The organism is Streptomyces sp. NPDC111628 (genome assembly GCF_055635195.1).
This window is the reverse complement of the sequence record NZ_JBVKBZ010000001.1, coordinates 1,139,399-1,158,399: the sequence shown is the minus strand read 5'-3', so window position 1 is coordinate 1,158,399 and position 19,001 is coordinate 1,139,399. Positions and strand designations below refer to the sequence as shown.

The 19,001-nt window shown below is 71.7% G+C and carries 19 protein-coding genes and 2 tRNA genes; 8 read left to right on the top strand and 13 right to left on the bottom strand.

Annotated elements, in window-relative coordinates:
• The 10 genes from ACZ7MF_RS05690 to ACZ7MF_RS05645 form a co-directional block, all read right to left on the bottom strand.
• Window positions 1-1,386, bottom strand: a complete 1,386-nt coding sequence (locus ACZ7MF_RS05690; RefSeq protein ID WP_471474690.1) for a bifunctional albaflavenone monooxygenase/terpene synthase — start codon at window positions 1,384-1,386, stop codon at window positions 1-3.
• Window positions 1,383-2,468: an epi-isozizaene synthase gene (cyc1, locus tag ACZ7MF_RS05685; RefSeq protein ID WP_471474689.1), complete on the bottom strand. Its 1,086-nt coding sequence runs from the start codon at window positions 2,466-2,468 to the stop codon at window positions 1,383-1,385. The genes ACZ7MF_RS05690 and cyc1 overlap by 4 nt, the downstream gene beginning before the upstream one ends.
• A gap of 270 nt (window positions 2,469-2,738) precedes the next feature.
• Entirely contained in the window at window positions 2,739-3,389 is a 651-nt protein-coding gene (def, locus tag ACZ7MF_RS05680) for a peptide deformylase (protein ID WP_356856670.1), read from the bottom strand.
• A gap of 78 nt (window positions 3,390-3,467) precedes the next feature.
• On the bottom strand, window positions 3,468-4,448 hold the full coding sequence (locus tag ACZ7MF_RS05675) for a tetratricopeptide repeat protein (RefSeq protein ID WP_471474687.1): 981 nt from the start codon (window positions 4,446-4,448) through the stop codon (window positions 3,468-3,470).
• A gap of 114 nt (window positions 4,449-4,562) precedes the next feature.
• Window positions 4,563-5,828: an HD-GYP domain-containing protein gene (locus ACZ7MF_RS05670; protein ID WP_471474686.1), complete on the bottom strand. Its 1,266-nt coding sequence runs from the start codon at window positions 5,826-5,828 to the stop codon at window positions 4,563-4,565.
• Entirely contained in the window at window positions 5,825-7,156 is a 1,332-nt protein-coding gene (locus ACZ7MF_RS05665; RefSeq protein WP_471474685.1) for an HD-GYP domain-containing protein, read from the bottom strand. Before ACZ7MF_RS05665 ends, ACZ7MF_RS05670 begins: the two co-directional genes overlap by 4 nt.
• A gap of 128 nt (window positions 7,157-7,284) precedes the next feature.
• Window positions 7,285-7,599, bottom strand: a complete 315-nt coding sequence (rsrA, locus tag ACZ7MF_RS05660; protein ID WP_059300663.1) for a mycothiol system anti-sigma-R factor — start codon at window positions 7,597-7,599, stop codon at window positions 7,285-7,287.
• Entirely contained in the window at window positions 7,596-8,279 is a 684-nt protein-coding gene (sigR, locus tag ACZ7MF_RS05655) for an RNA polymerase sigma factor SigR (protein ID WP_234955406.1), read from the bottom strand. The genes rsrA and sigR overlap by 4 nt, the downstream gene beginning before the upstream one ends.
• Before the next feature lie 278 nt (window positions 8,280-8,557).
• Window positions 8,558-9,193 carry an alpha/beta hydrolase family protein gene (locus ACZ7MF_RS05650; RefSeq protein ID WP_471475198.1) on the bottom strand — a complete coding sequence of 212 codons (636 nt, stop codon included), beginning with the start codon at window positions 9,191-9,193 and terminating at the stop codon, window positions 8,558-8,560.
• Between the two features lie 22 nt (window positions 9,194-9,215).
• Window positions 9,216-10,031: an SOS response-associated peptidase gene (locus ACZ7MF_RS05645; RefSeq protein WP_471474683.1), complete on the bottom strand. Its 816-nt coding sequence runs from the start codon at window positions 10,029-10,031 to the stop codon at window positions 9,216-9,218.
• A 50-nt stretch (window positions 10,032-10,081) separates the two neighbouring features.
• Between ACZ7MF_RS05645 and ACZ7MF_RS05640 the strand changes: the two genes are divergently transcribed.
• From ACZ7MF_RS05640 to ACZ7MF_RS05625, 4 genes are all read left to right on the top strand, one after another.
• Window positions 10,082-10,804, top strand: a complete 723-nt coding sequence (locus tag ACZ7MF_RS05640) for a M50 family metallopeptidase (RefSeq protein ID WP_471474682.1) — start codon at window positions 10,082-10,084, stop codon at window positions 10,802-10,804.
• A gap of 123 nt (window positions 10,805-10,927) precedes the next feature.
• Window positions 10,928-12,244, top strand: coding sequence for a 3-phosphoshikimate 1-carboxyvinyltransferase (gene aroA, locus ACZ7MF_RS05635; protein WP_361004120.1), 1,317 nt, complete (start codon window positions 10,928-10,930; stop codon window positions 12,242-12,244).
• 12 nt (window positions 12,245-12,256) lie between these two features.
• The gene (gene rsgA / locus ACZ7MF_RS05630; protein WP_471474680.1) at window positions 12,257-13,270 is read left to right on the top strand and encodes a ribosome small subunit-dependent GTPase A; all 1,014 of its coding nucleotides are present in this window, start codon (window positions 12,257-12,259) and stop codon (window positions 13,268-13,270) included.
• A 171-nt stretch (window positions 13,271-13,441) separates the two neighbouring features.
• Window positions 13,442-13,765 (top strand): DMT family transporter, encoded by a 324-nt coding sequence (locus tag ACZ7MF_RS05625; protein ID WP_003973762.1) that lies wholly within the window; start codon window positions 13,442-13,444, stop codon window positions 13,763-13,765.
• Window positions 13,766-13,805: 40 nt separating this feature from the next.
• Here the strand turns inward: ACZ7MF_RS05625 and ACZ7MF_RS05620 are convergent, their stop codons facing one another.
• Window positions 13,806-14,417, bottom strand: coding sequence for a TetR/AcrR family transcriptional regulator (locus ACZ7MF_RS05620; RefSeq protein ID WP_471474679.1), 612 nt, complete (start codon window positions 14,415-14,417; stop codon window positions 13,806-13,808).
• A 192-nt stretch (window positions 14,418-14,609) separates the two neighbouring features.
• On the opposite strand from ACZ7MF_RS05620, the gene hisN reads away from it, so the two are divergent.
• The 4 genes from hisN (at window position 14,610) to ACZ7MF_RS05600 (ending at window position 16,655) form a co-directional block, all read left to right on the top strand.
• Window positions 14,610-15,410 carry a histidinol-phosphatase gene (gene hisN / locus ACZ7MF_RS05615; protein WP_115744112.1) on the top strand — a complete coding sequence of 267 codons (801 nt, stop codon included), beginning with the start codon at window positions 14,610-14,612 and terminating at the stop codon, window positions 15,408-15,410.
• A gap of 132 nt (window positions 15,411-15,542) precedes the next feature.
• A complete protein-coding gene (locus ACZ7MF_RS05610; RefSeq protein WP_356856624.1) occupies window positions 15,543-15,950 on the top strand; it encodes a CBS domain-containing protein in 408 nt (135 codons plus the stop codon).
• A 164-nt stretch (window positions 15,951-16,114) separates the two neighbouring features.
• Window positions 16,115-16,531 (top strand): Fur family transcriptional regulator, encoded by a 417-nt coding sequence (locus ACZ7MF_RS05605; RefSeq protein WP_003973766.1) that lies wholly within the window; start codon window positions 16,115-16,117, stop codon window positions 16,529-16,531.
• Between the two features lie 50 nt (window positions 16,532-16,581).
• A tRNA-Met gene (locus ACZ7MF_RS05600) sits at window positions 16,582-16,655 on the top strand.
• A 185-nt stretch (window positions 16,656-16,840) separates the two neighbouring features.
• On the opposite strand, the gene ACZ7MF_RS05595 is transcribed toward ACZ7MF_RS05600, so the two are convergent.
• Window positions 16,841-18,673, bottom strand: a complete 1,833-nt coding sequence (locus ACZ7MF_RS05595) for a tetratricopeptide repeat protein (RefSeq protein WP_471474677.1) — start codon at window positions 18,671-18,673, stop codon at window positions 16,841-16,843.
• A 231-nt stretch (window positions 18,674-18,904) separates the two neighbouring features.
• A tRNA-Met gene (locus ACZ7MF_RS05590) sits at window positions 18,905-18,978 on the bottom strand.
• Window positions 18,979-19,001: the final 23 nt, after the last annotated feature.

Here is a 19,001-nt window from a genome sequence, read left to right as displayed (position 1 = left end):
TCACCGCGCCACGGGCCTGACCAGCAGGTCGTGCGGGCGAAGCGTGATGCCGACCCGGACCGCGTCGTTCGATCCCGCCACCTGTTCGAAGCGGTACTTCGTGGCGAGCGCGGCCGTGATCAGCGTGAGCTGGGCCATCGAGAAGTGGTCACTGGGGCACTTCCGCTTGCCCGCACTGAACGGCTTCATGGCGTATTTCGGCACATTCGCCGCGCGTTCCGGGAGCCACCGGTCGGGGTCGAACTCCAGGTTGCCGTCGTACGACTTCGGATCGCGTTGGATTGCGTACGGACTGTAGATGATGTCCGCACCGGCCGGAATGCGATAGCCACCGAGTTCGCTCTCGGCCACCGCGCGCCGCGTCAATACCCATACGGCGGGACGCAAACGCATGGCCTCCACGATGACATTGCCGGTGTGCGTGAGCTTCCGGACGTCCCCGAATGCCACGGGACGTCCGCCGGTGACCGCTTCGACTTCGTCGCGTATGCGGTCGGCATGTTCCGGATGCTCGGCAAGTGCCTGGAGCAACCACATGATCGTGGACGCGATGGTTTCACTGCCGGGGGTGAGTATCGCGACGACCTGGTCGTGGATCTCCTGTTCCCCGATCGGGTCGCCATTGTCGTCCCTCGCCTCCAGCAATGCCGTGAGCAAATCGTCCGGCTTTTGACCGGATGCGCGGCGTTCGGCGATGATCTCGTCGACCAGCAGGTGCAGATCGGCCAACGCGTCGTTGAATCGGCGGTTGGCCGGAAGCGGCAGCCGGTACAGCGGTCCGAGCGGGACCACCATGCGCCGGTACATGCCCCGGAAGACGGTGGCGAGCGCGACGCACAGCCGCTCGGCCCGCTCGTCCATGTACTGCCCGCGCAGCAGGCAGCGGGCCGCGACACGCACGGCGACCCGGAAGGACTCGGAGGTGGCGTCGACGGTCCTCCCCGGCTGCCAGCGCTCGGTGAGCGCGTGCGCCTCCTCCTCCATGATCGGTCCGTAGGCGGGGATGGCGTCGAGCCGGAACGCCGGCTGGATGGTGCGCCGCTGGCGCCGGTGGAGCGGGCCGTTGGCGGTCGCCACGCCCTCCTTGCCGAGCAGGCCCTCCAGCGACTCCCACAGCGGACCGGCTATGTGGTAGTCGGGGTTCAGGGCGAGGGCGCCGGTCAGCTCCGGGTTCGTGACCGCGTAGACGGTCTTCGGGCCGAGCTTGATCCGCACGATGTCGCCGTGGTCGCGCAGCTGGGACATGAAGGCCAGCGGGTCGCGGGCCAGCCGCCAGCCGTGGCCGAGCAGCGGCACGCCGCCGCCCGCGACGGGCGGCTCGCGCAGCTCAGGTGCGCCCGGTGCAGCGGGTGCGCGGGTTTCGGGGTGGACGGACTCGACGGTCATTTCTCACCTGCCGCTTCGTTGTTGACGTACGGGGGCGTGGACCGGTCGTCCCAGCTGTCGACCATGTACCGGCCGGACTCGTGGTGGAACCAGTAGACGGAACTGAACCAGTTCCGCATATTGCCGACGTTGGCCCGTACGGCGCCGCTCAGTTCCTTTCCGCGTACGGTTCCGTCGGCGAGTTCGTCGGCGAACCGTAAGGCGTCCTGCTCCACGGCGAGGAATTCCGTGATGCATTCCTCGACGCGACGCCGGACTTCTCCGATGGCTTCTTCCAGGGTGAGTGAATGGTGGGTGATGAGACTGATGCCAAGATTGTGGACCTCGTCTCCCGCTATTTCCTTTGGCAGCGAGCAGAGGTCGTTGTACCAGGCGGCGAATTCCTGACTCAGCAGCGCCGCCCGGTGATATGCCGGGTGTTTCCGTACGGCGTCGGGGAGTTCGCAGCCCGAGCTCGGCTCCAGCAGGTCGGTCCAGATCCAGTGCGCGAAGGTGAGCCGGCGCAGTTCGAGGTACTCCTCCACGCCCGGCACGATTCCGCGCGTGCGGTTGTGGAATTCACGGTCGTACGCCTCGATCACCGTGTGGAAGTGCCGGGCGAACCGGGCGTTCCACGTGGCCGGCAGGAAGGCGTAGAGCCGCCGCACACTGTCGGCGAATCCGGCCACCAGCGTGTCCTCGTGGTGCAGGTGGTCCCCAGGTGAGTCGAGTGCCGTGTGCAGCCGGCCGCGCAGTCGCCGCCAGGCGCCGGCACGGCCGTGGACGATGTCACGGTCGTGGCGGTCGTCCCAGACGAAGAACCACGCGCTGTAGTCCGCTATCGCCTGCATGACCTCGTCGGGGGCGCCCAGGTAGTACCCCGCCATGAGGTCCGTGTAGCACAGGCCGTCGGCATATTCCTCGACCTTGTCCGCCGGCATGAGCCGCTTTTCGAGCAGCCAGGTCCGGGTTGTCTCCTGGAGCTTCGGCCAATACGGGTGCAGTTGCCGGGGAAATGCCGCCTCGATCACCGGGAGGCGGAGCGATGGCGGTACTGCGATCGCGGTCGGTGTCGCTGTGGTGCCGTGTGGGAAAGCATGCACGAACAAACCCCTCTCAGCCGCCGGTGGCGCACCCCTCTCGCTGAGCGGGGCGTGCGCCGTTGCGTATCCCCGCACTTCCCATTCAGCACCACAACTGACCGTTCTGGGAACGGATTTGCTTCATTCACTACCCCTCGATACCCCTCGATGCCGGAATTCTCCTGTTGTGTGGCGGCTTTCCATGCGCGTGCACAGACGAACGGCGCCCGCCCGGAGGAAGACCCGAACAGGCGCCGTGCGCAAGGGAGATGTGGGGCGGGTGAGGCCGTGTCAGTCGTTCGCGACCACGGGGTAGCGCGGCTCGTTCTCGGCCATCTGCCGCAGCGCGTCCTTGCGTTCACGCTTGGAGAGCCGGTCGATGTACAGGTACCCGTACAGGTGGTCCGTCTCGTGCTGCAAACACCGTGCGAAGTACCCGGTGCCGCGCACCTTGACCGGGTTGCCCTTCTCGTCCTGCCCGGTCACCTCGGCGTAGTCCGGGCGGGCGAGCGGGGCGTAGGCGGTCGGCACGGACAGGCAGCCCTCGTTGCTGTCGTCCAGGCGGCGCCGGTCGGCGGGCAGCTCGACGAGCCTCGGGTTGCAGACCACGCCGACGTGGCGGACGCCCTCGTCGTCGGGGCAGTCGTAGACGAAGACCTTCTTGGAGACGCCGATCTGGTTGGCGGCCAGGCCCACGCCCTCGGCGGTGCGCTGGCTGGCGAACATGTCGGCCACCAGCTGCTGGAACTCCTCGCCGAAGTCGGTGACGTCCTCGCACTCCTTGTGCAGCACCGGGTTGCCGACCACCGTGATCGGGCGCGAGGTGCCGCGCCCGCGCCAGTCGGCCTCACGCTCCTCGCAGTCCTGGCTGTCGACGACGAACCCGTCGTCGTCCACGGGGAGCACGCCCGGGTGCTGCTGATCGGTGTCCTGCTGGGCCATGACCGACGTATGCCTTCCTCGTACAACCAAAGGTGATGCTGACGCTGCTGAGTGTCCTGGCAAAGACTACGGGGCCGCTCAGCAGACCTCTTCCAGGTCCCGCCAGTCCCGGGAGTCCGGACTGTCGGCCACCCACCCGTCCAGCAACCCCTTCACCAGCCCGGCCGGCGCAGCCACCCCGCACTCCCGCTCCGGCACCCACAGCTGCCCGTCGGTGCGGTGTCCCAGCGGCCCGGGGTGTCCCGGTTCGCTGTGGTCGTGCGGATCGAGGTGCTCGCCCTCGCCCTCGTCGGACGGCATCCGGGACTCCGAGCACATCCGGCACAGCAGCCGGACGGAGGACGACCAGTCCTCGGCCGCGAACCCGGCGTCGGCGGCCAGCTGCTCCAGGGCGTCGCGGTCGGACTCGGTGGCGGCCTCCAGGAGGACCACCCAGGTGGGCACCGGCGAGGGCGCCCACAGCTCGATCTCGTCGAAGACGGGGTAGGAGTGCCCGGCCGAGGTCGTCCGCTCCCCGTGCGGTACGCCGTCGTGCAGCACGACCTCGCCCCAGCGGCGCCCGGAGGACGGCAGCGGGATGGACAGCACCTCGACGCGGGCGGGGTCGAGCCGCCGCCCCCACACCACCTCGGCCTCGCCCTCCGGGGACAGCCGTACGGCCGCGCTGCCGAGGTCCATGCCGAGCGGCTCACCCGCGTCCGTGGCACTCCCCGGGGTGCGCAGCCCGTAGGCCTGCCAGGCGCGACGGGCCAGCGGCCAGTCCTGAAGGGCGGTCGCGGCGATGCCGACGTTCCACCAGTCGGGGGCGCCGATGTCCCGGTCGAGCAGCGCGACGGCGCGCAGACCGGCCGCCCTCGCCTGCTCCCAGTCGTGCCGGAACTTGTGCAGCAGCGCCAGGTTGAACCAGGACTCCGACAGCCAGGGCTCCAGGTCGGCCGCCCGCGTCAGCAGCGCGCCCGCGTCCTCGTAGCGACCGTCGTCGATCAGCGTGAACGCGCGGTCGGTGGCCTGCCGCCAAGAGGCGGAGGGCCGGTGCCGTGCCTTGCCGAAGATCCTCACGATTCCCGCCTGCCAGTTCCGTTCTGTGGGCTGGCTGTGCCTTTTCGCGCCCCCGGACACCCTCTCCTGGGCATCAAACCACGTACGGCTGTAGAGGCGCTCATTACCCATGGGTTACCCAGCCGCGGGCTCGGTAAGGCTGCCTCGGGAAAGGACCCGGGCCAGGGCTTCCACCACCTCGGGAGCGTAGTCGCCCGCGGTGGCCAGGCGCAGCTCCTCCAGCGCCGTCAAGGCGCCGCCGGGACCCGCGTCCCGCGCCTTCTCCTCGTAGGCGTTCACGACGCGTACGATCCGCGCGGCGACCGGCTGCTCCCGGCAGGGGTCGGCCTGCCGCTCCACCACCACCGCGACCGCCGCGTCGACGCCGGTCTGGCGGACGACGGCTCCGCCGAGCAGCGCGATCCGCCGCTGTTCGGTGACGGGCAGGCCGGCGGTGGCACCCGACGGGACCGGGTCGACCAGGCTCAGCTGGCCGATGTCGTGCATGAGGGCCGCGTACTCCAGCACGGTCAGCTCGGCCCCCGACAGCCCCAGGTCCCGGCCGACGGCCACCCCGAGTCCGGCGACGCGGCGGGCGTGCCCGGCCGGGGTGTACCCGGCGATCTCCGTGGCACGGGCCAGGGAGGCGATGGTCTGCCGGTAGGTGGCCCGGACGGCCGCGTACCGACGGTAGGACAGCTGGGCGAGCAGCAGGGGAACCGAGAAGACGGGCAGCGCCCACAGCCCCGCGACGCTGACCGCGAGCGCCATCACCGCGCCGGTCGCGCACACCGCGGAAGTGATCCCGACCATGCCGCGCAGCTCTTCGCGCAGCAGTGGCCCGAAGGGCCAGCCGGTGCGCGCGTGCGCGGGTGCCGCGGCGAGCACCGCGTCGCACAGCGTGGTCAGGGCGAGCAGCCCGAGCAGCAGCAGCGCGTAGGCGGGGCCGCTCCAGTCGTCGAGGACGCCCTGGTTGGACAGCGGCCGGAAGCACACGGCGGCGAACCCGACGGTGAGCACGCGCCGCGCCAGGTGGTCGAGGACGGGCCCGCTGCCGCGCGCGACGTAGGGCACGCTGCCGAGCAGCGAGGCGGCGAGCACGACGGTGACGGTCTGGGCCACACCGTGGTGCGCGGGCTGCCCGGCGACGTCTCCGAGCAGCGCGTACGCCAGCGCGCCCGCGGCCCCGAGCGGAGCGGCCTCCCGGGCCTCGGCACCGGTCCGCCGGGTCAGCTCGCCGAGGACGACCAGCCCACCGAAGGCCAGGGCGACGGGCCGCTGTGCGGTCCCCGACCCCAGCACGGAGGCGAGACATCCGAGCGCGAGGAGCCCGGCACAGCCGGGTACGAGGAGAACGGCCGCCGGCGGCGGGGACTGGACCGACGGCTGCGAGGGCGTCATGGCGTTCCCCTGCCGACGCTGTCCCGCGCGTCCTCGCCCCGGCCCGGTGCCGGTCCGGCTCCGGCGGGGAGGGCGAGCGGGCCGTCCGCCGTCACGGACGGGCGCCAGCCGTGGCGGCCGAGGGCCTGGACCAGTGCCCGCACCATCCGCGGGTCGAACTGTCCACCGGCACACCGCTGGAGCTCCGCCAGCGCCGTCGCGACGGGCCGGGCCCTGCTGTAGGAGCGCGTGGACGTCATCGCGTCGAAGGCGTCGGCGACGGCCACCACCCGGGCGGACTCGGGGATCCGGTCGCCGGCCAGTCCGTAGGGGTAGCCGCTGCCGTCCAGCCGTTCGTGGTGGTGGAGGACGGCCGCGCGGGCCTCTCCCAGGAAGCGGATGCCGCGCACCATCTCGTGCCCGTACTCGGGGTGCAGTTCGATCACCCGCCGCTCCTCGGGCGTCAGCGGACCGTCCTTGCGCAGCAGCCGGGTGGGCACGCCGAGCTTGCCCACGTCGTGCAGGATCCCGGCGAAGCGGAGGGTCTCGACGCGCTCGTCGTCCATGCCCAGCTCGCGGGCGATCATCATGGAGGCCTGGCCGACGCGTTCGCTGTGGCCGCGCGTGTAGCCGTCCTTGATGTCGACGGCCTGCACCAGGGCGCGGATGGTCGCCTGGTGCGCGGCCCGCTCACGGTGGTACTGGGCGAAGGCCCACCACGCCACGCACATCGGCAGCAGCACGAGCAGCGCGGCCACCGGACCGTACGGGCTGCGCCACAGGACGGCCATCATCAGCCCGGCGAGCCCGTGCACGGCGATCGGCGCGAGCGACCGGGAGAGCAGTCCCCGCCAGGCCCGGCTCGGCGGCACGTGGTCGGCGAGGGTGAGGATCCCGCCGTCCAGCACGGTGAGGACCAGGCAGAAGGCGAGTACGGCCGCCCCGGCCGGCACGAGGGCGTACGGGAAGGCGGGCTCGACGACCGCGTCCCGGCCCCCGAGCCGCCAGTGCACACAGGCCGCGGCCCACACGGCGAGGGTCAGCTGCGCGGCCCGCCACACGCGCCGCAGACCGAAGGGGCGTCGCGGCACCGGGGACAGCAGGGCTCCCGGCAGTGCCACGAGCGCGGCGGCGGGTGGCGGCAGCAGGAAGGCGCCGGCGAGCAGGACCGGGTAGCAGGTCCCGACGAAGCGGGACCGCGCGACCAGTTCGGACCCCGCGTACAGCCCCGCCAGCAGCAGCACCGCCCACCAGGGCGCGTGCACTGCGGGCAGCGGCCGCAGGCAGAGCAGCGCGGCGAGGGCGACGACGGCCACGTACACGCGTGCCCGCGCCGGTACCGCGTCCATGAGCCCCTCCCCCGGCCACGTCTGTCAGGCTCAGGAGCCTAGGACGGCGGCGGGGAGGCCGCGGGCAGATAACCCGCGGATTAGCACGTACGAGTGACTTCTGAACGCGTCGGGACGCTCGGGCCGGCTCAGGACTCCTGCGGAGCCGACGACGGTGCGGCCGTGACGTCGTGCTCGGGCACGGACTGCCCGGACCGGATCAGGTCCAGCCGCCCCATGACCTTGGCCCGCAGGTCACCCGGCACGTCGTCCTGTCCGCAGCACCGCTTGACCAGCTTCTTCACGGCCTGCTCCAGCCCGTACTTCTCCAGGCAGGGCGAGCACTCCTCGAAGTGGTGCTCGAACTTCACGCAGTCCGAGTCCGGCATCTCTTTGTCGAGAAACTCGTAGAGATGATCGAGGATTTCGCTGCAATCCGTCTCGTGCGGCTCTCCGCAGCTCATGACCCCGAGCCTTTCGCTTCGTTCGACTCTCCGGCGCCGGCGGGGACCAGACCGCGGTCGCGGGCGTAGTCCTCCAGCATGCCGCGCAGCTGACGGCGTCCACGGTGCAGCCGGGACATCACCGTACCGATGGGTGTCCCCATGATGTCCGCGATCTCCTTGTAGGCAAAGCCCTCGACGTCCGCCAGATACACGGCGATACGGAATTCCTCGGGGATCGCCTGGAGTGCCTGCTTCACGTCCGAGTCGGGCAGGTGGTCGAGCGCCTGCGACTCCGCGGAGCGCAGACCCGTCGACATGTGCGACTCGGCACGGGCGAGCTGCCAGTCCTCGATCTCCTCGGCCGCGCTGCGCTGGGGTTCGCGCTGCTTCTTGCGGTACGAGTTGATGAAGGTGTTGGTGAGGATGCGGTACAGCCACGCCTTGAGGTTGGTGCCCTCGCGGAACTGGTGGAAGGACGCGTACGCCTTGGCGTAGGTCTCCTGCACCAGGTCCTCGGCGTCGGCCGGATTACGTGTCATGCGCAGCGCGGCCGAGTACATCTGGTCGAGGAACTCCAGCGCGTCCCGCTCGAAGCGCGCGCTGCGCTCCGCGGTCGACTCCGCGCTCGTACCCCGGCCCTCGGGCTGCTCCGCCTGGCCGTGTTCGGTCCCTGCGTCGGTCCCAGTGACCGGACCCACCTCCTCCAGTGATGTCGTGAAACCGAGACCGGTCTCACTCGAATCGGAGGATAGACGACCTGCGGTCGGGGACGCGTGCCGATCCGGTCCGCCCGCCGCCCGAATAGGGGCGGTCTTGGCAGCGTGCAGCACGGTCCAGTCCAGGTCGGCGCGGCTGCTGCGACTCGGGCAGAAGGCTGAACCCATGCGGCGGACTTCCTCTCCTACGGCGTCGGTGCTGATTCCCAGCAACGTACGACCGGCACAACAGTCGCCGCCTCCCGGTCATTCCCGGGCGTTCAGCCGAGTGAGCCGGTCCACTTCAGGACACCGTCGGTGATCAGCTCCAGCGCCTCCTCCTGGCTGATCTCCGCCCGTTTGGGCACGGCGAAGCCGTGGTCGCCGTACGGCACCTCGATCAGGTCGTAGGTCCCCTCGGGCGCCTCGGGGAACTCCTGCGGCCTGCCGAAGGGGTCGTTGCCGCCCTGGACCACGAGGGTGGGCACGCCGGCCCCGAGCAGCTCGTCGGCACGGGACTTCTCCGGCTTGCCCGGCGGGTGCAGGGGGAAGCTGAGGGCGAGGACGGCGTGGGCGCCCAGTTCGCCGGCGGTGCGGCAGGCGACGCGGGCGCCGGCGCTGCGGCCGCCCGAGATCACCGGCAGGCCAGGCGCGGCGAGCGCGGGCCACAGACCCCGCCACCCGGTGTCGAGGGTCTTCGGCGCGGGCGCCAGCTTCCTGCCCGCCACCCGCCAGGGCTGCTCGACGAGGGCGACGCTCACCCCGTGGGCGGGCAGCGCGGCCGCCAGCGCCTTCAGGTCGCGGGCCTCGATGCCGCCGCCGGCGCCGTGGCTCACGGCGAGCACCAGCCGGGGCTGTTTCGCCCGGTGCCAGGTGATGCGGGCGGGGCCCGCCTCCGTCTCGACGACCTCTGTCACATCCGTTGTCGCATCCGTCACATCAGAAGAGTGTGCCCTCTTCCGGTGCCTCCAGCTCCTTGAGCAGCTCCGGTCCGTTGTTGCGGACGTTGCTCACGGCCGTGGAGACGGGGAAGGCCCGCATCAGCCCGGCGGGCGGGGGCGCCAGCAGGGAGGTCAGCTCGTCGGGGTCGGTGCGCGCCGGGTCGAGCCAGTCGTCCCAGCGGTCCGGGGTCAGCATCAGGGGCATCCGGGGGTGGATGTCGGCCAGCGCGTGCGGACCGTCGGCCGGGGCGACCGCCAGCGGCTCGGTCTCGGCCTCGGTGGTGATCACCGAGCACGTCACCCACCAGGCCTGCGGGTGGTCGTCGGGGAGCGTCCGGTCCCGCCAGAACTCGTAGAGCCCGGCCATGGCGAACACGGAGCCGTCGGCGGGGGTCACGAAGTACGGCTGCTTGCGGGGCCGCTTCCTGCGCCCCTCGACCTCCAGGTCCCGCTCCTGCGTGCCGGTGACCCACTCGTAGTAGCCGTCGGCGGGCAGGATGCAGCGCCGGGTGCTGAAGGCGCGGCGGTAGGAGGGCTTCTCGTGGACGGTCTCCGCGCGGGCGTTGATCATCCGGGCGCCGCCCTCGGGCGTCTTGGACCAGGAGGGGACCAGGCCCCACTTCAGCTTGCGCAGCTGGCGAACCGGCTTCGGCTCCTCGACGTCTTTCAGGGGACGGTCCAGGACGGCGTAGACCTCCTTGGTGGGGGCCACGTTGTAGTCGGGTTCCAAGCTCTCCTTGGGCTCCCACTTCTCGATCTCGAAGATTCCCGCGAGATCCTCGGGTCGACGACTCGCCGCATACCGTCCGCACATACGTGCCACACTGCCAGACCCCGCGTAACTACGAGGAGCCCTCCCCGAACATGGACCACCTCGCATCGGCCTCACTCACCTCCCTGTGGGACGAGGTCTCCGGCACCCAGCCCGATCCCGACCTGTGGGTGGTGATCGCGACCCTGGTGGCCGCGCTCGCCGTCGTCGCGACGCGCGGGTCGTGGCGGATAGCGCGCAACGCGATCACCATCGCCCACGAGGGCGGGCACGGCCTGGTGGCCCTGCTGACCGGCCGCACCCTCACCGGGATCACCCTGCACTCGGACACCAGCGGTCTGACGGTGAGCCGGGGCAAGCCGCACGGCGTCGGCATGATCCTCACCGCGGTCGCCGGTTACACCGCTCCCCCGCTGCTCGGCCTCGGCGGCGCCGCGCTGCTGGCGGCGGGGCGCATCACGCTGCTGCTGTGGCTGGCGACGGCGCTGCTCGTGGCCCTGCTGGTGATGGTCCGCAACGCGTACGGGGTGCTGACGGTGGTGGTCACCGGCGCCACGTTCGTCCTGGTGTCGTGGCTGGCCGGGCCCCAGGTGCAGGCGGCGTTCGCGTACGCGGCGGTGTGGTTCCTGCTGCTCGGCGGGGTGCGCCCGGCCTTCGAGCTCCAGGCCAAGCGGTCCCGGGGCGGTGCAGGCGACTCGGACGCCGACCAGCTGGCGCGGTTGACGCACGCGCCGGCGGGAGTGTGGTTCTTCCTCTTCCACGCGGTGTCGCTGTGCTCGCTGATCGGCGGGGCGCGCTGGCTGCTGGAGCTGTGAGACGCCGGGTGCCGTCCGGACGCTCCGCATATATGCACGGCATGTGCACTGTTGCGTTTTCGGTCAGGTTTCGGCGCTTTTGATCAAGATCTCCGATCGTCCTCAGCCATTAAAGTGGGCCCCATGACCGTGAACCCCGCGCACACCGCCCTCTGGCCCGCCCCGCACGCGAGCGGGGCCGTCGACGCGACCGTCCACGTGCCCGGGTCCAAGTCGGTCACCAACCGCGCCCTGGTGCTGGCCGCCCTCGCCTCCGAGCCCGGCTGGCTGCGCCGCCCGCTGCGCTCTCGCGACACCCTGCTGATGGCCGAGGCGCTGCGCACGATGGGCGTCGAGATCGAGGAGGGCGTCGGCCCCGAGGGCACCGGCGAGTTCTGGCGGGTCATCCCGGCCGGTCTGCGCGGCCCGGCCACGGTCGACGTCGGCAACGCCGGCACGGTCATGCGCTTCCTGCCGCCGGTCGCCACGCTGGCCGACGGCGCCGTCCGTTTCGACGGCGACCCACGGTCGTACGAGCGTCCGCTGCACGGCGTGATCGACGCGCTGCGCGTCCTGGGCGCCCGGGTCGACGACGACGGGCGCGGCGCGCTGCCGCTGACCGTGCACGGCGGCGGGGCCCTGGAGGGCGGCCCGGTCGAGATCGACGCGTCCTCCTCCTCGCAGTTCGTCAGCGCCCTGCTGCTGTCCGGGCCGCGCTTCAACCAGGGCGTCGAGGTGCGCCACACCGGTTCCGCGCTGCCCTCCATGCCGCACATCCGCATGACGGTCGACATGCTGCGCGCGGTCGGCGCCCAGGTCGACACCCCCGAGTCCGGCGGCGAGCCGAACGTGTGGCGGGTCACGCCGGGTGCGCTGCTCGGCCGGGACCTGACCATCGAGCCGGACCTGTCGAACGCGCAGCCGTTCCTGGCGGCGGCGCTGGTGACCGGCGGCAAGGTGGTGATCCCCGACTGGCCGTCCCGCACCACCCAGCCCGGCGACCGGCTGCGCGAGATCTTCACCGACATGGGCGGTTCCTGCGAACTGACGGACTTCGGGCTCGTGTTCACCGGATCGGGTGCGATCCACGGCATCGACGTCGACCTGAGCGAGGTCGGCGAGCTGACCCCGGGGATCGCGGCCGTCGCCGCCCTCGCGGACTCCCCCTCCACCCTGCGCGGCGTGGCCCATCTGCGGCTGCACGAGACGGACCGGCTGGCCGCGCTCACCAAGGAGATCAACGAACTCGGCGGTGACGTCACCGAGACCGCCGACGGCCTCCACATCCGCCCGCGCCGTCTGCACGGCGGCGTCTTCCACACCTACGAGGACCACCGCATGGCCACCGCCGGCGCCGTCCTCGGCCTCGCGGTCGAGGGCGTGCAGATCGAGAACGTGGCGACGACCGCCAAGACCCTGCCCGACTTCCCCGACCTGTGGACCGGGATGCTCGGGGCGTAGGGACGGATAGCCATGCGCCGCTACGGCAAGCACACCGACGAGGACGACATCCGCTCCCGCCCCAACCGCAAGGGCAACCGGCCACGCACCCACATCCGCCCCAAGCACGAGGACGCCGCCGAGGGCCTGGTCCTCACCGTGGACCGCGGCCGGCTGACCTGCCTCGTCGACGACCGGATCGTCATGGCGATGAAGGCGCGCGAACTGGGCCGCAAGGCGGCGATCGTCGGTGACCGGGTGGCCCTGGTCGGCGACCTCACCGGCAAGAAGGACACGCTCGCACGCATCGTCCGCATCGAGGAGCGCACCTCGGTCCTGCGCCGCACGGCCGACGACGACGACCCCTACGAGCGGGTGGTCGTCGCCAACGCCGACCAACTCGCCATCGTCACCGCCCTCGCCGACCCCGAGCCGCGCCCCCGCCTCATCGACCGCTGCCTGGTGGCGGCGTTCGACGGCGGCCTCGCCCCGCTGCTGGTGATGACCAAGTCGGACCTGGCACCGCCGGACGAACTCCTGGAGCTGTACGGCGCCTTGGACATCCCGTACGTCGTCACCAGCCGGGAGGAGCTGGAGAACGGCGCCGCCGCCGACCTGGTGCGCGAGCACCTGGACGGGAAGATCACGGCCTTCGTCGGCCACTCGGGCGTCGGCAAGACGACCCTGGTCAACACCCTGGTGCCCGAGGACCGCCGCCGGGTGACGGGTCATGTCAACGCGGTGACGGGCCGCGGCCGGCACACCACAACCTCGGCGCTCGCCCTGCCGCTGTCCTCCGCGGAGGGCGGCTGGGTCGTCGACACCCCGGGCGTACGGTCGTTCGGGCTGGCGCACATCGACCCGTCCCGGGTGATCAACGCCTTCCCCGACCTGGTGCCCGGCACCGAGGGCTGTCCGCGCGCGTGCAGTCACGACGAGCCCGACTGCGCGCTGGACGCCTGGGTCGCCGAGGGGCACGCGGACCCGGCCCGGCTGTACTCGCTGCGCCGGCTGCTGTCGACGCGGGAACGCAAGGAAGGCGACTGACCATCGCGTTGTTTGGCGTGCCGTGCAGCCGGTAAGTGCATAATCGCACCAAGCCGGAACCAAGCCTGAGCAAAGCCGGACGAAGTCGTCGTCAAACGAAGTCGTTGTCGGACGAGGCCACTGACCGGCGTCGACACAGCGGTCGCGGTAGGGACCACGGGAGGACAAGACATGGCGTGGCTGCTGGTCATAGTGGCCGGAGTGCTCGAAACCGGCTTCGCCGTCTGTCTGAAGCTGTCGCACGGTTTCACCCGGCTCTGGCCCACCATCGCCTTCTGCGCCTTCGCGCTGGGCAGCTTCGGCCTGCTGACGATGTCTCTGAAGAAGCTCGACGTCGGCCCCGCGTACGCGGTGTGGACCGGCATCGGCGCGGCGGGCACGGCCATCTACGGCATGATCTTCCTCGGCGACCTGGTCTCGACCCTGAAGATCGTCTCGATCAGCTTCGTCATCATCGGCGTGATCGGGCTGCAGCTGTCGGGCTCGGCGCACTAGGGACCTCCCCTGCGCGCGCCTGCGCCTGCGCGGACGGCCGCTATGCCGTCGGGCGGCGCGGCAGGGCGGTGCGTACGAGGTCCGCCACCCCGCCGTCGGCGGGCGGCGCGGCGACGCAGGAGAGGGCGAGGCGCACGGTCAGTTCGCAGGAACGGGCCAGTTCGGCGGCGTCCGGCGGCGGGAGCGGACCGGCGCCGCCCAGGACGGCCACGGCACGGTCGCGGACGAGGCCCACGAAGTCGCCGGGCGAGGGCAGCGGACCGTCGGCCCGTCGCTGGGCCGGCACGGCGGACGAGGAGGGCACCGCCGTCAGGGCCGGTGCGGGCAGCCGCTCGCTCCAGCACCCCGTGAGCATGGCCCGGACCAGCGCGTTGTCGTGGGCCGCCGACATCATCCACTCGGCGGTGGCGGTGAGTCGTTCACGCGGGTCGCTGGGCCCGGAGAGCGCGCGCTCCACTCCGGCGAGATAGCCGTCGGCCTCCCGCCTCACGAGTGCCCGGGCGAGACCTTCCTTGCTGCCGAACTCGTTGTAGAGGGTCTGCCGGGACACCCCGGCGGAAGCCGCCACGTCCACCATCCGCACGGCGGACCACGGCCGGCGCGCCAGCGCCGTGTACGCGGCATCGAGCAGGGACTCCCGGGCTGCAGGCACCCTCGCCTCCCTCGGGCCGAGCGAACGCTGCCGGACGTGCCGAGCGACTTGCTGCCAGATTTGACGGGTATGGGAGCACTGTCAAGGGTCCTCGCACCCGCCGGGCGGAGCCCCCACAGCGCCTGCCCCGCCCCGCCACGCCCGCCAAACCCCTGGTAGCCCCGCCCCGCCCCCGACAGATAGCGTGACGGCATGCCCGATTACCTCGACGACCTCCGCCTCGCCCACGTACTCGCCGACGCCGCCGACGCCGCGACGATGGACCGCTTCAAGGCCCTCGATCTGAAGGTCGAGACGAAGCCGGACATGACCCCGGTGAGCGAGGCGGACAAGGCCGCCGAGGAACTCATCCGCGGCCACCTCTCCCGCGCCCGCCCCCGCGACTCGGTCCACGGCGAGGAGTTCGGCGTGGCGGGCACCGGCCCGCGGCGCTGGGTCATCGACCCGATCGACGGCACCAAGAACTACGTGCGCGGTGTCCCCGTCTGGGCCACCCTCATCTCCCTGATGGAGGCCAGGGAGGGCGGCTACCAGCCCGTCGTCGGCCTCGTCTCGGCGCCCGCCCTCGGGCGCCGCTGGTGGGCGGTGCAGGACCACGGCGCGTTCACGGGCCGCAGCCTGACCTCCGCCCACCGGCTGCACGTCTCCCAGGTCTCCACGCTCTCCGACGCCTCCTTCGCGTACTCCTCGCTGAGCGGCTGGGAGGAGCAGGGCCGCCTCGACGGCTTCCTCGACCTGACCCGCGAGGTGTGGCGCACGCGCGCGTACGGCGACTTCTGGCCGTACATGATGGTCGCCGAGGGCTCGGTGGACATCTGCGCCGAACCGGAGCTCTCCCTCTGGGACATGGCCGCGAACGCGATCATCGTCACGGAGGCCGGCGGCACCTTCACCGGCCTCGACGGCCGCCCCGGCCCGCACAGTGGAAACGCGGCGGCGTCGAACGGCCGGCTCCACGACGAACTGCTCGGATATCTCAACCAGCGCTACTGAGCGCCCGCCGACTCGCCCTCCGCGCCCCCTTGTTGACCCGTGCTTTACCTGCCACCCTGAGAGTTCCCCCACTTGTGAACTTGTGAATCCATGAACTAACTCATGGATCACCGGCAGGAGGTGGCTCCACCCATGCTCGTCCGCGAAGTCATGAGCACGGTCGTCCTCACCATCGGTCCCGCCCACACACTCCGCCAGGCCGCCGCCCTGATGTCCGCACGCCGCGTCGGCGCGGCGGTGGTGTACGACCCCGACGCCGGCGGCATCGGGATCCTCACCGAACGCGACGTACTCGTCTCCGTGGGCCGGGGCCAGGACCCGGACACCGAGCGCGCCCACGGCCACACCACCACCGACGTCGTCTTCGCCGCCCCGACCTGGACCGTGGAGGAGGCGGCCGGCGCGATGGCTCACGGCGGTTTCCGCCACCTCATCGTCCTGGACGGCGGCGAGCCCGTCGGGATCGTCTCGGTGCGCGACATCATCCGCCGCTGGGCACCGGCACGCGCCCCGCACAACGCCCCGGTGGTGACCGCCTGACGGACCTTGCGAGGTGCGGGCCGGCGCACTGCACCGGCCCGCACAGGCCGTGCCTCTTGGCCAATGCCGCCCCGGTTCCTACAATGGACAGTGTCTAAGTCGAGCAGGACTCCAAAGTCACACCCATTCGGGACCTGGTCCCCCTTGCTGTTAGGCTGATGTGTATGAGTGACCTTTTGGAACGGCTGCGCGGGCGCGGCTGGCGCATGACCGCGCAGCGGCGCGTCGTGGCCGAGGTCCTCGACGGCGAACACGTCCACCTGACGGCCGACGAGGTGCACTCCCGGGCCGTGGACAAGCTCCCCGAGATCTCCCGGGCGACGGTCTACAACACCTTGGGCGAGCTGGTCTCGCTCGGCGAGGTGCTGGAGGTCGCGACGGACAAGCGCGCCAAGCGCTACGACCCGAACGCGCACCGGCCGCACCACCACCTGGTCTGCGCGCGGTGCGGCGCGATCCGCGACGTGCACCCGACCGGCAACCCGCTGGCCGACCTCCCCGACTCGGAGCGCTTCGGCTTCACGGTGTCGGACGTCGAGGTGACGTACCGCGGCACCTGCCCGAACTGCGCGGCGGCGTGAGCAGGGATTTGCCTCTCCTCTCCATGGTGACGTAGTGTTCCATTCATCGACGCGGGGTGGAGCAGCTCGGTAGCTCGCTGGGCTCATAACCCAGAGGTCGCAGGTTCAAATCCTGTCCCCGCTACTGAAGACCTAGGGCCGGAATCCAAAGGATTCCGGCCCTAGGTGCATTCCGAGCCGTAGCTGCGGGCAATCGTGCCGCTGGGGCGGCACGGGTGGGCGCAGCGGCACCCGGCAAGCGCCGGTTTGCGTCGCCCCCGCCAGCCGAACCCGGGGCACTTACAAACCGCACCCGAGCTCAGCGCAGCGTCACGCCGACAGCTCCTGCCGCAACGCGTCCCGCAGCCGAGCCGCCCGCTCCCCCACCTCCCGCGGCCCCAGCGACACCGCCAGGTCCGCCCACCGCTGCCCCTCCGCCAGCTCCCCCCGCCGCGCACAGACCAGCGCCAGCCGCAGCGCCGCCCGCCCGTGCCCGGCGTCGGCCGCCCTGCGCCACCACACGACGGCCTCGGGCTCACTCCCCTCGCGCGCCAGCAGCAGCCCCAGGTTGAACGCACCGTTGCGGGACCCGGCCTCGGCCGCCTCGCGGTACCACCGCGCCGCCTCCACCACGTCGCCCCGCGCCGCGGCGAGCATCCCCACCCGCACCTGCGCCCGCCGGTGCCCCTGGGAGGCCGCCCGCTCGTACCACTCCTCGCACTCGGACTTCTCCTGCGCAGGCTCACCCAGCTCGTGCGCGGGCGCCGGCGGCCGACGCGCGTCCAGCACCGTCGCCAGCCGGTAGGCGGCCTCCGCGCTGCCGCCCCCGGCCGCACAGCGCAGGAACCGCTCCGCCTCGCGCTCGTCCCCACCGCGCAGCCGTGCCATGCCGACCTGGAGCGCAGCCTCGGTGTGCCCGGCGGCAGCGGCCCGCTCGTACCAGCGCAGCGCCGCCCGCTCCTCGCTACGCCCGGCGTGCAGGATGCCGAGGTTGAAGGCGGCGTCGACGCTGCCCGCCTCGGCGGCCTTGGAGAACCACGGCTCGGCGCCGCTCTCGTCCCCGGCGCGCAGCAGCAGGATGGCCAGCGCATTGGAGGCCTCCCGGTGCCCGGCGTACGCGGCCCTGCGGTACCACTGCTCGGCCTGCGTGGTGCGCCCCTGCTCGGCGCAGAGCAGCCCGAGGTTGTACGCGCCGTTGTCGTCGCCCGCGTCCATCGCGGCCCGGTACCAGCGCTCCGCGGTCTGGGTCTCGCCCCGCTCGGCGTGCAGCGCGCCCAGGGCGTTGGCGGCGTTGCCGTCGCCGTCCTGGGCGGCGCGCAGCCACCACACGGCGGCGCTCTCGGTGTCCCCGGCGTCCCGCAGCAGGAAGCCGAGCGCGCAGGCGGCGCGGGCCTCGCCGTCCTTGGCGGACGTGAGGTACCACCGGCCCGCCTCCTTGAGCTCGCCGCGCTTCTCCAGGATCGTCCCCAGGTGCAGCGCGCCCCGCCGGTGACCGCGCGCGGCGGCCTGCCGGTACCACTGCTCGGCCTCGTCGGCCGCGCGGGCGGCGGCTTTGTCGTCGCCGTCCTGCCCGGCCGGCCGGTCCAGCGTCCGCGCCAGCCGGTACGCCGCTTCCCGGTGCCCGCGTTCGGCCGCGGCCCGCATCCACCGCTCGGACCCGGTGTCGTCGCCGCGGTGCTCCAGCAGGTCGGCGAGCGCGTAGGCGCCCAGCACGTGCCCCTGTTCCGCGGACTGGCACAGCCAGTACTCGGCGGCGGGCTCGTCCCCGCGTTCACGGAAGTGCCGGCCCAGCGCGTGCGCGGCGGCGGCGGATCCGGCGACGGCGGCGATGCGCCACCAGCCGGCGGCCTCGTCGGCGTATCCGCGCTGGTGCAGCAGGACGCCCAGGTTGTTGGCGGCGGCCCGGTCGCCGGCCGCGGTCGCGGCACGCAGGTGCGACTCGGCTCCGTCGAAGTCGCCACGGCGCAGCAGCATCGCGCCGAGCACGCTCATCGCCTCGACGTCACCGCCGTCGACGGCGAGCCGCAGCCGCACTTCCTCGGCGGCCTCGTCGGCGACTTCCTGAGCCTCGTCCGTGGCCTCCTCCTGACCGGAAAGCTGACCGGACGGCTGCGCAAAACGCCCTGTCCCGAACAGATTTGCCATGTCCCCCATAACGTTCATCGTCGCACCACCCGCAACCTCGGTACATCCGGTATACCGCAGTCAGTGAGGTCACTTCAGCGTTTTGTCGACATGCCCACAGGGAGACAAGTCAAACACAGATCTGCCCAACTCCCCTTGGCGGCGCGGCCGTCACGTTCACCGGTACATGCGTTCGCACATCACGAAGGCCCGGATTCCTTGGAGGAATCCGGGCCTTCGTGGTCGCTCGCACACAGCTTACGACTTCAGTAGCGGGGACAGGATTTGAACCTGCGACCTCTGGGTTATGAGCCCAGCGAGCTACCGAGCTGCTCCACCCCGCGCCGTTGTGTTCACAACCCTAGCA

Coding starts and splice junctions, on each gene's coding strand:
- ACZ7MF_RS05690 (WP_471474690.1), bottom strand. CDS start 1,386: ATGACCGTCGAGTCCGTCCACCCCGAAACCCGCGCACCCGCTGCACCG.
- def (WP_356856670.1), bottom strand. CDS start 3,389: ATGGCCCAGCAGGACACCGATCAGCAGCACCCGGGCGTGCTCCCCGTG.
- ACZ7MF_RS05670 (WP_471474686.1), bottom strand. CDS start 5,828: ATGACGCCCTCGCAGCCGTCGGTCCAGTCCCCGCCGCCGGCGGCCGTT.
- ACZ7MF_RS05665 (WP_471474685.1), bottom strand. CDS start 7,156: ATGGACGCGGTACCGGCGCGGGCACGCGTGTACGTGGCCGTCGTCGCC.
- rsrA (WP_059300663.1), bottom strand. CDS start 7,599: ATGAGCTGCGGAGAGCCGCACGAGACGGATTGCAGCGAAATCCTCGAT.
- ACZ7MF_RS05645 (WP_471474683.1), bottom strand. CDS start 10,031: ATGTGCGGACGGTATGCGGCGAGTCGTCGACCCGAGGATCTCGCGGGA.
- ACZ7MF_RS05640 (WP_471474682.1), top strand. CDS start 10,082: ATGGACCACCTCGCATCGGCCTCACTCACCTCCCTGTGGGACGAGGTC.
- aroA (WP_361004120.1), top strand. CDS start 10,928: ATGACCGTGAACCCCGCGCACACCGCCCTCTGGCCCGCCCCGCACGCG.
- rsgA (WP_471474680.1), top strand. CDS start 12,257: ATGCGCCGCTACGGCAAGCACACCGACGAGGACGACATCCGCTCCCGC.
- ACZ7MF_RS05625 (WP_003973762.1), top strand. CDS start 13,442: ATGGCGTGGCTGCTGGTCATAGTGGCCGGAGTGCTCGAAACCGGCTTC.
- hisN (WP_115744112.1), top strand. CDS start 14,610: ATGCCCGATTACCTCGACGACCTCCGCCTCGCCCACGTACTCGCCGAC.
- ACZ7MF_RS05610 (WP_356856624.1), top strand. CDS start 15,543: ATGCTCGTCCGCGAAGTCATGAGCACGGTCGTCCTCACCATCGGTCCC.
- ACZ7MF_RS05605 (WP_003973766.1), top strand. CDS start 16,115: ATGAGTGACCTTTTGGAACGGCTGCGCGGGCGCGGCTGGCGCATGACC.
- ACZ7MF_RS05595 (WP_471474677.1), bottom strand. CDS start 18,673: ATGAACGTTATGGGGGACATGGCAAATCTGTTCGGGACAGGGCGTTTT.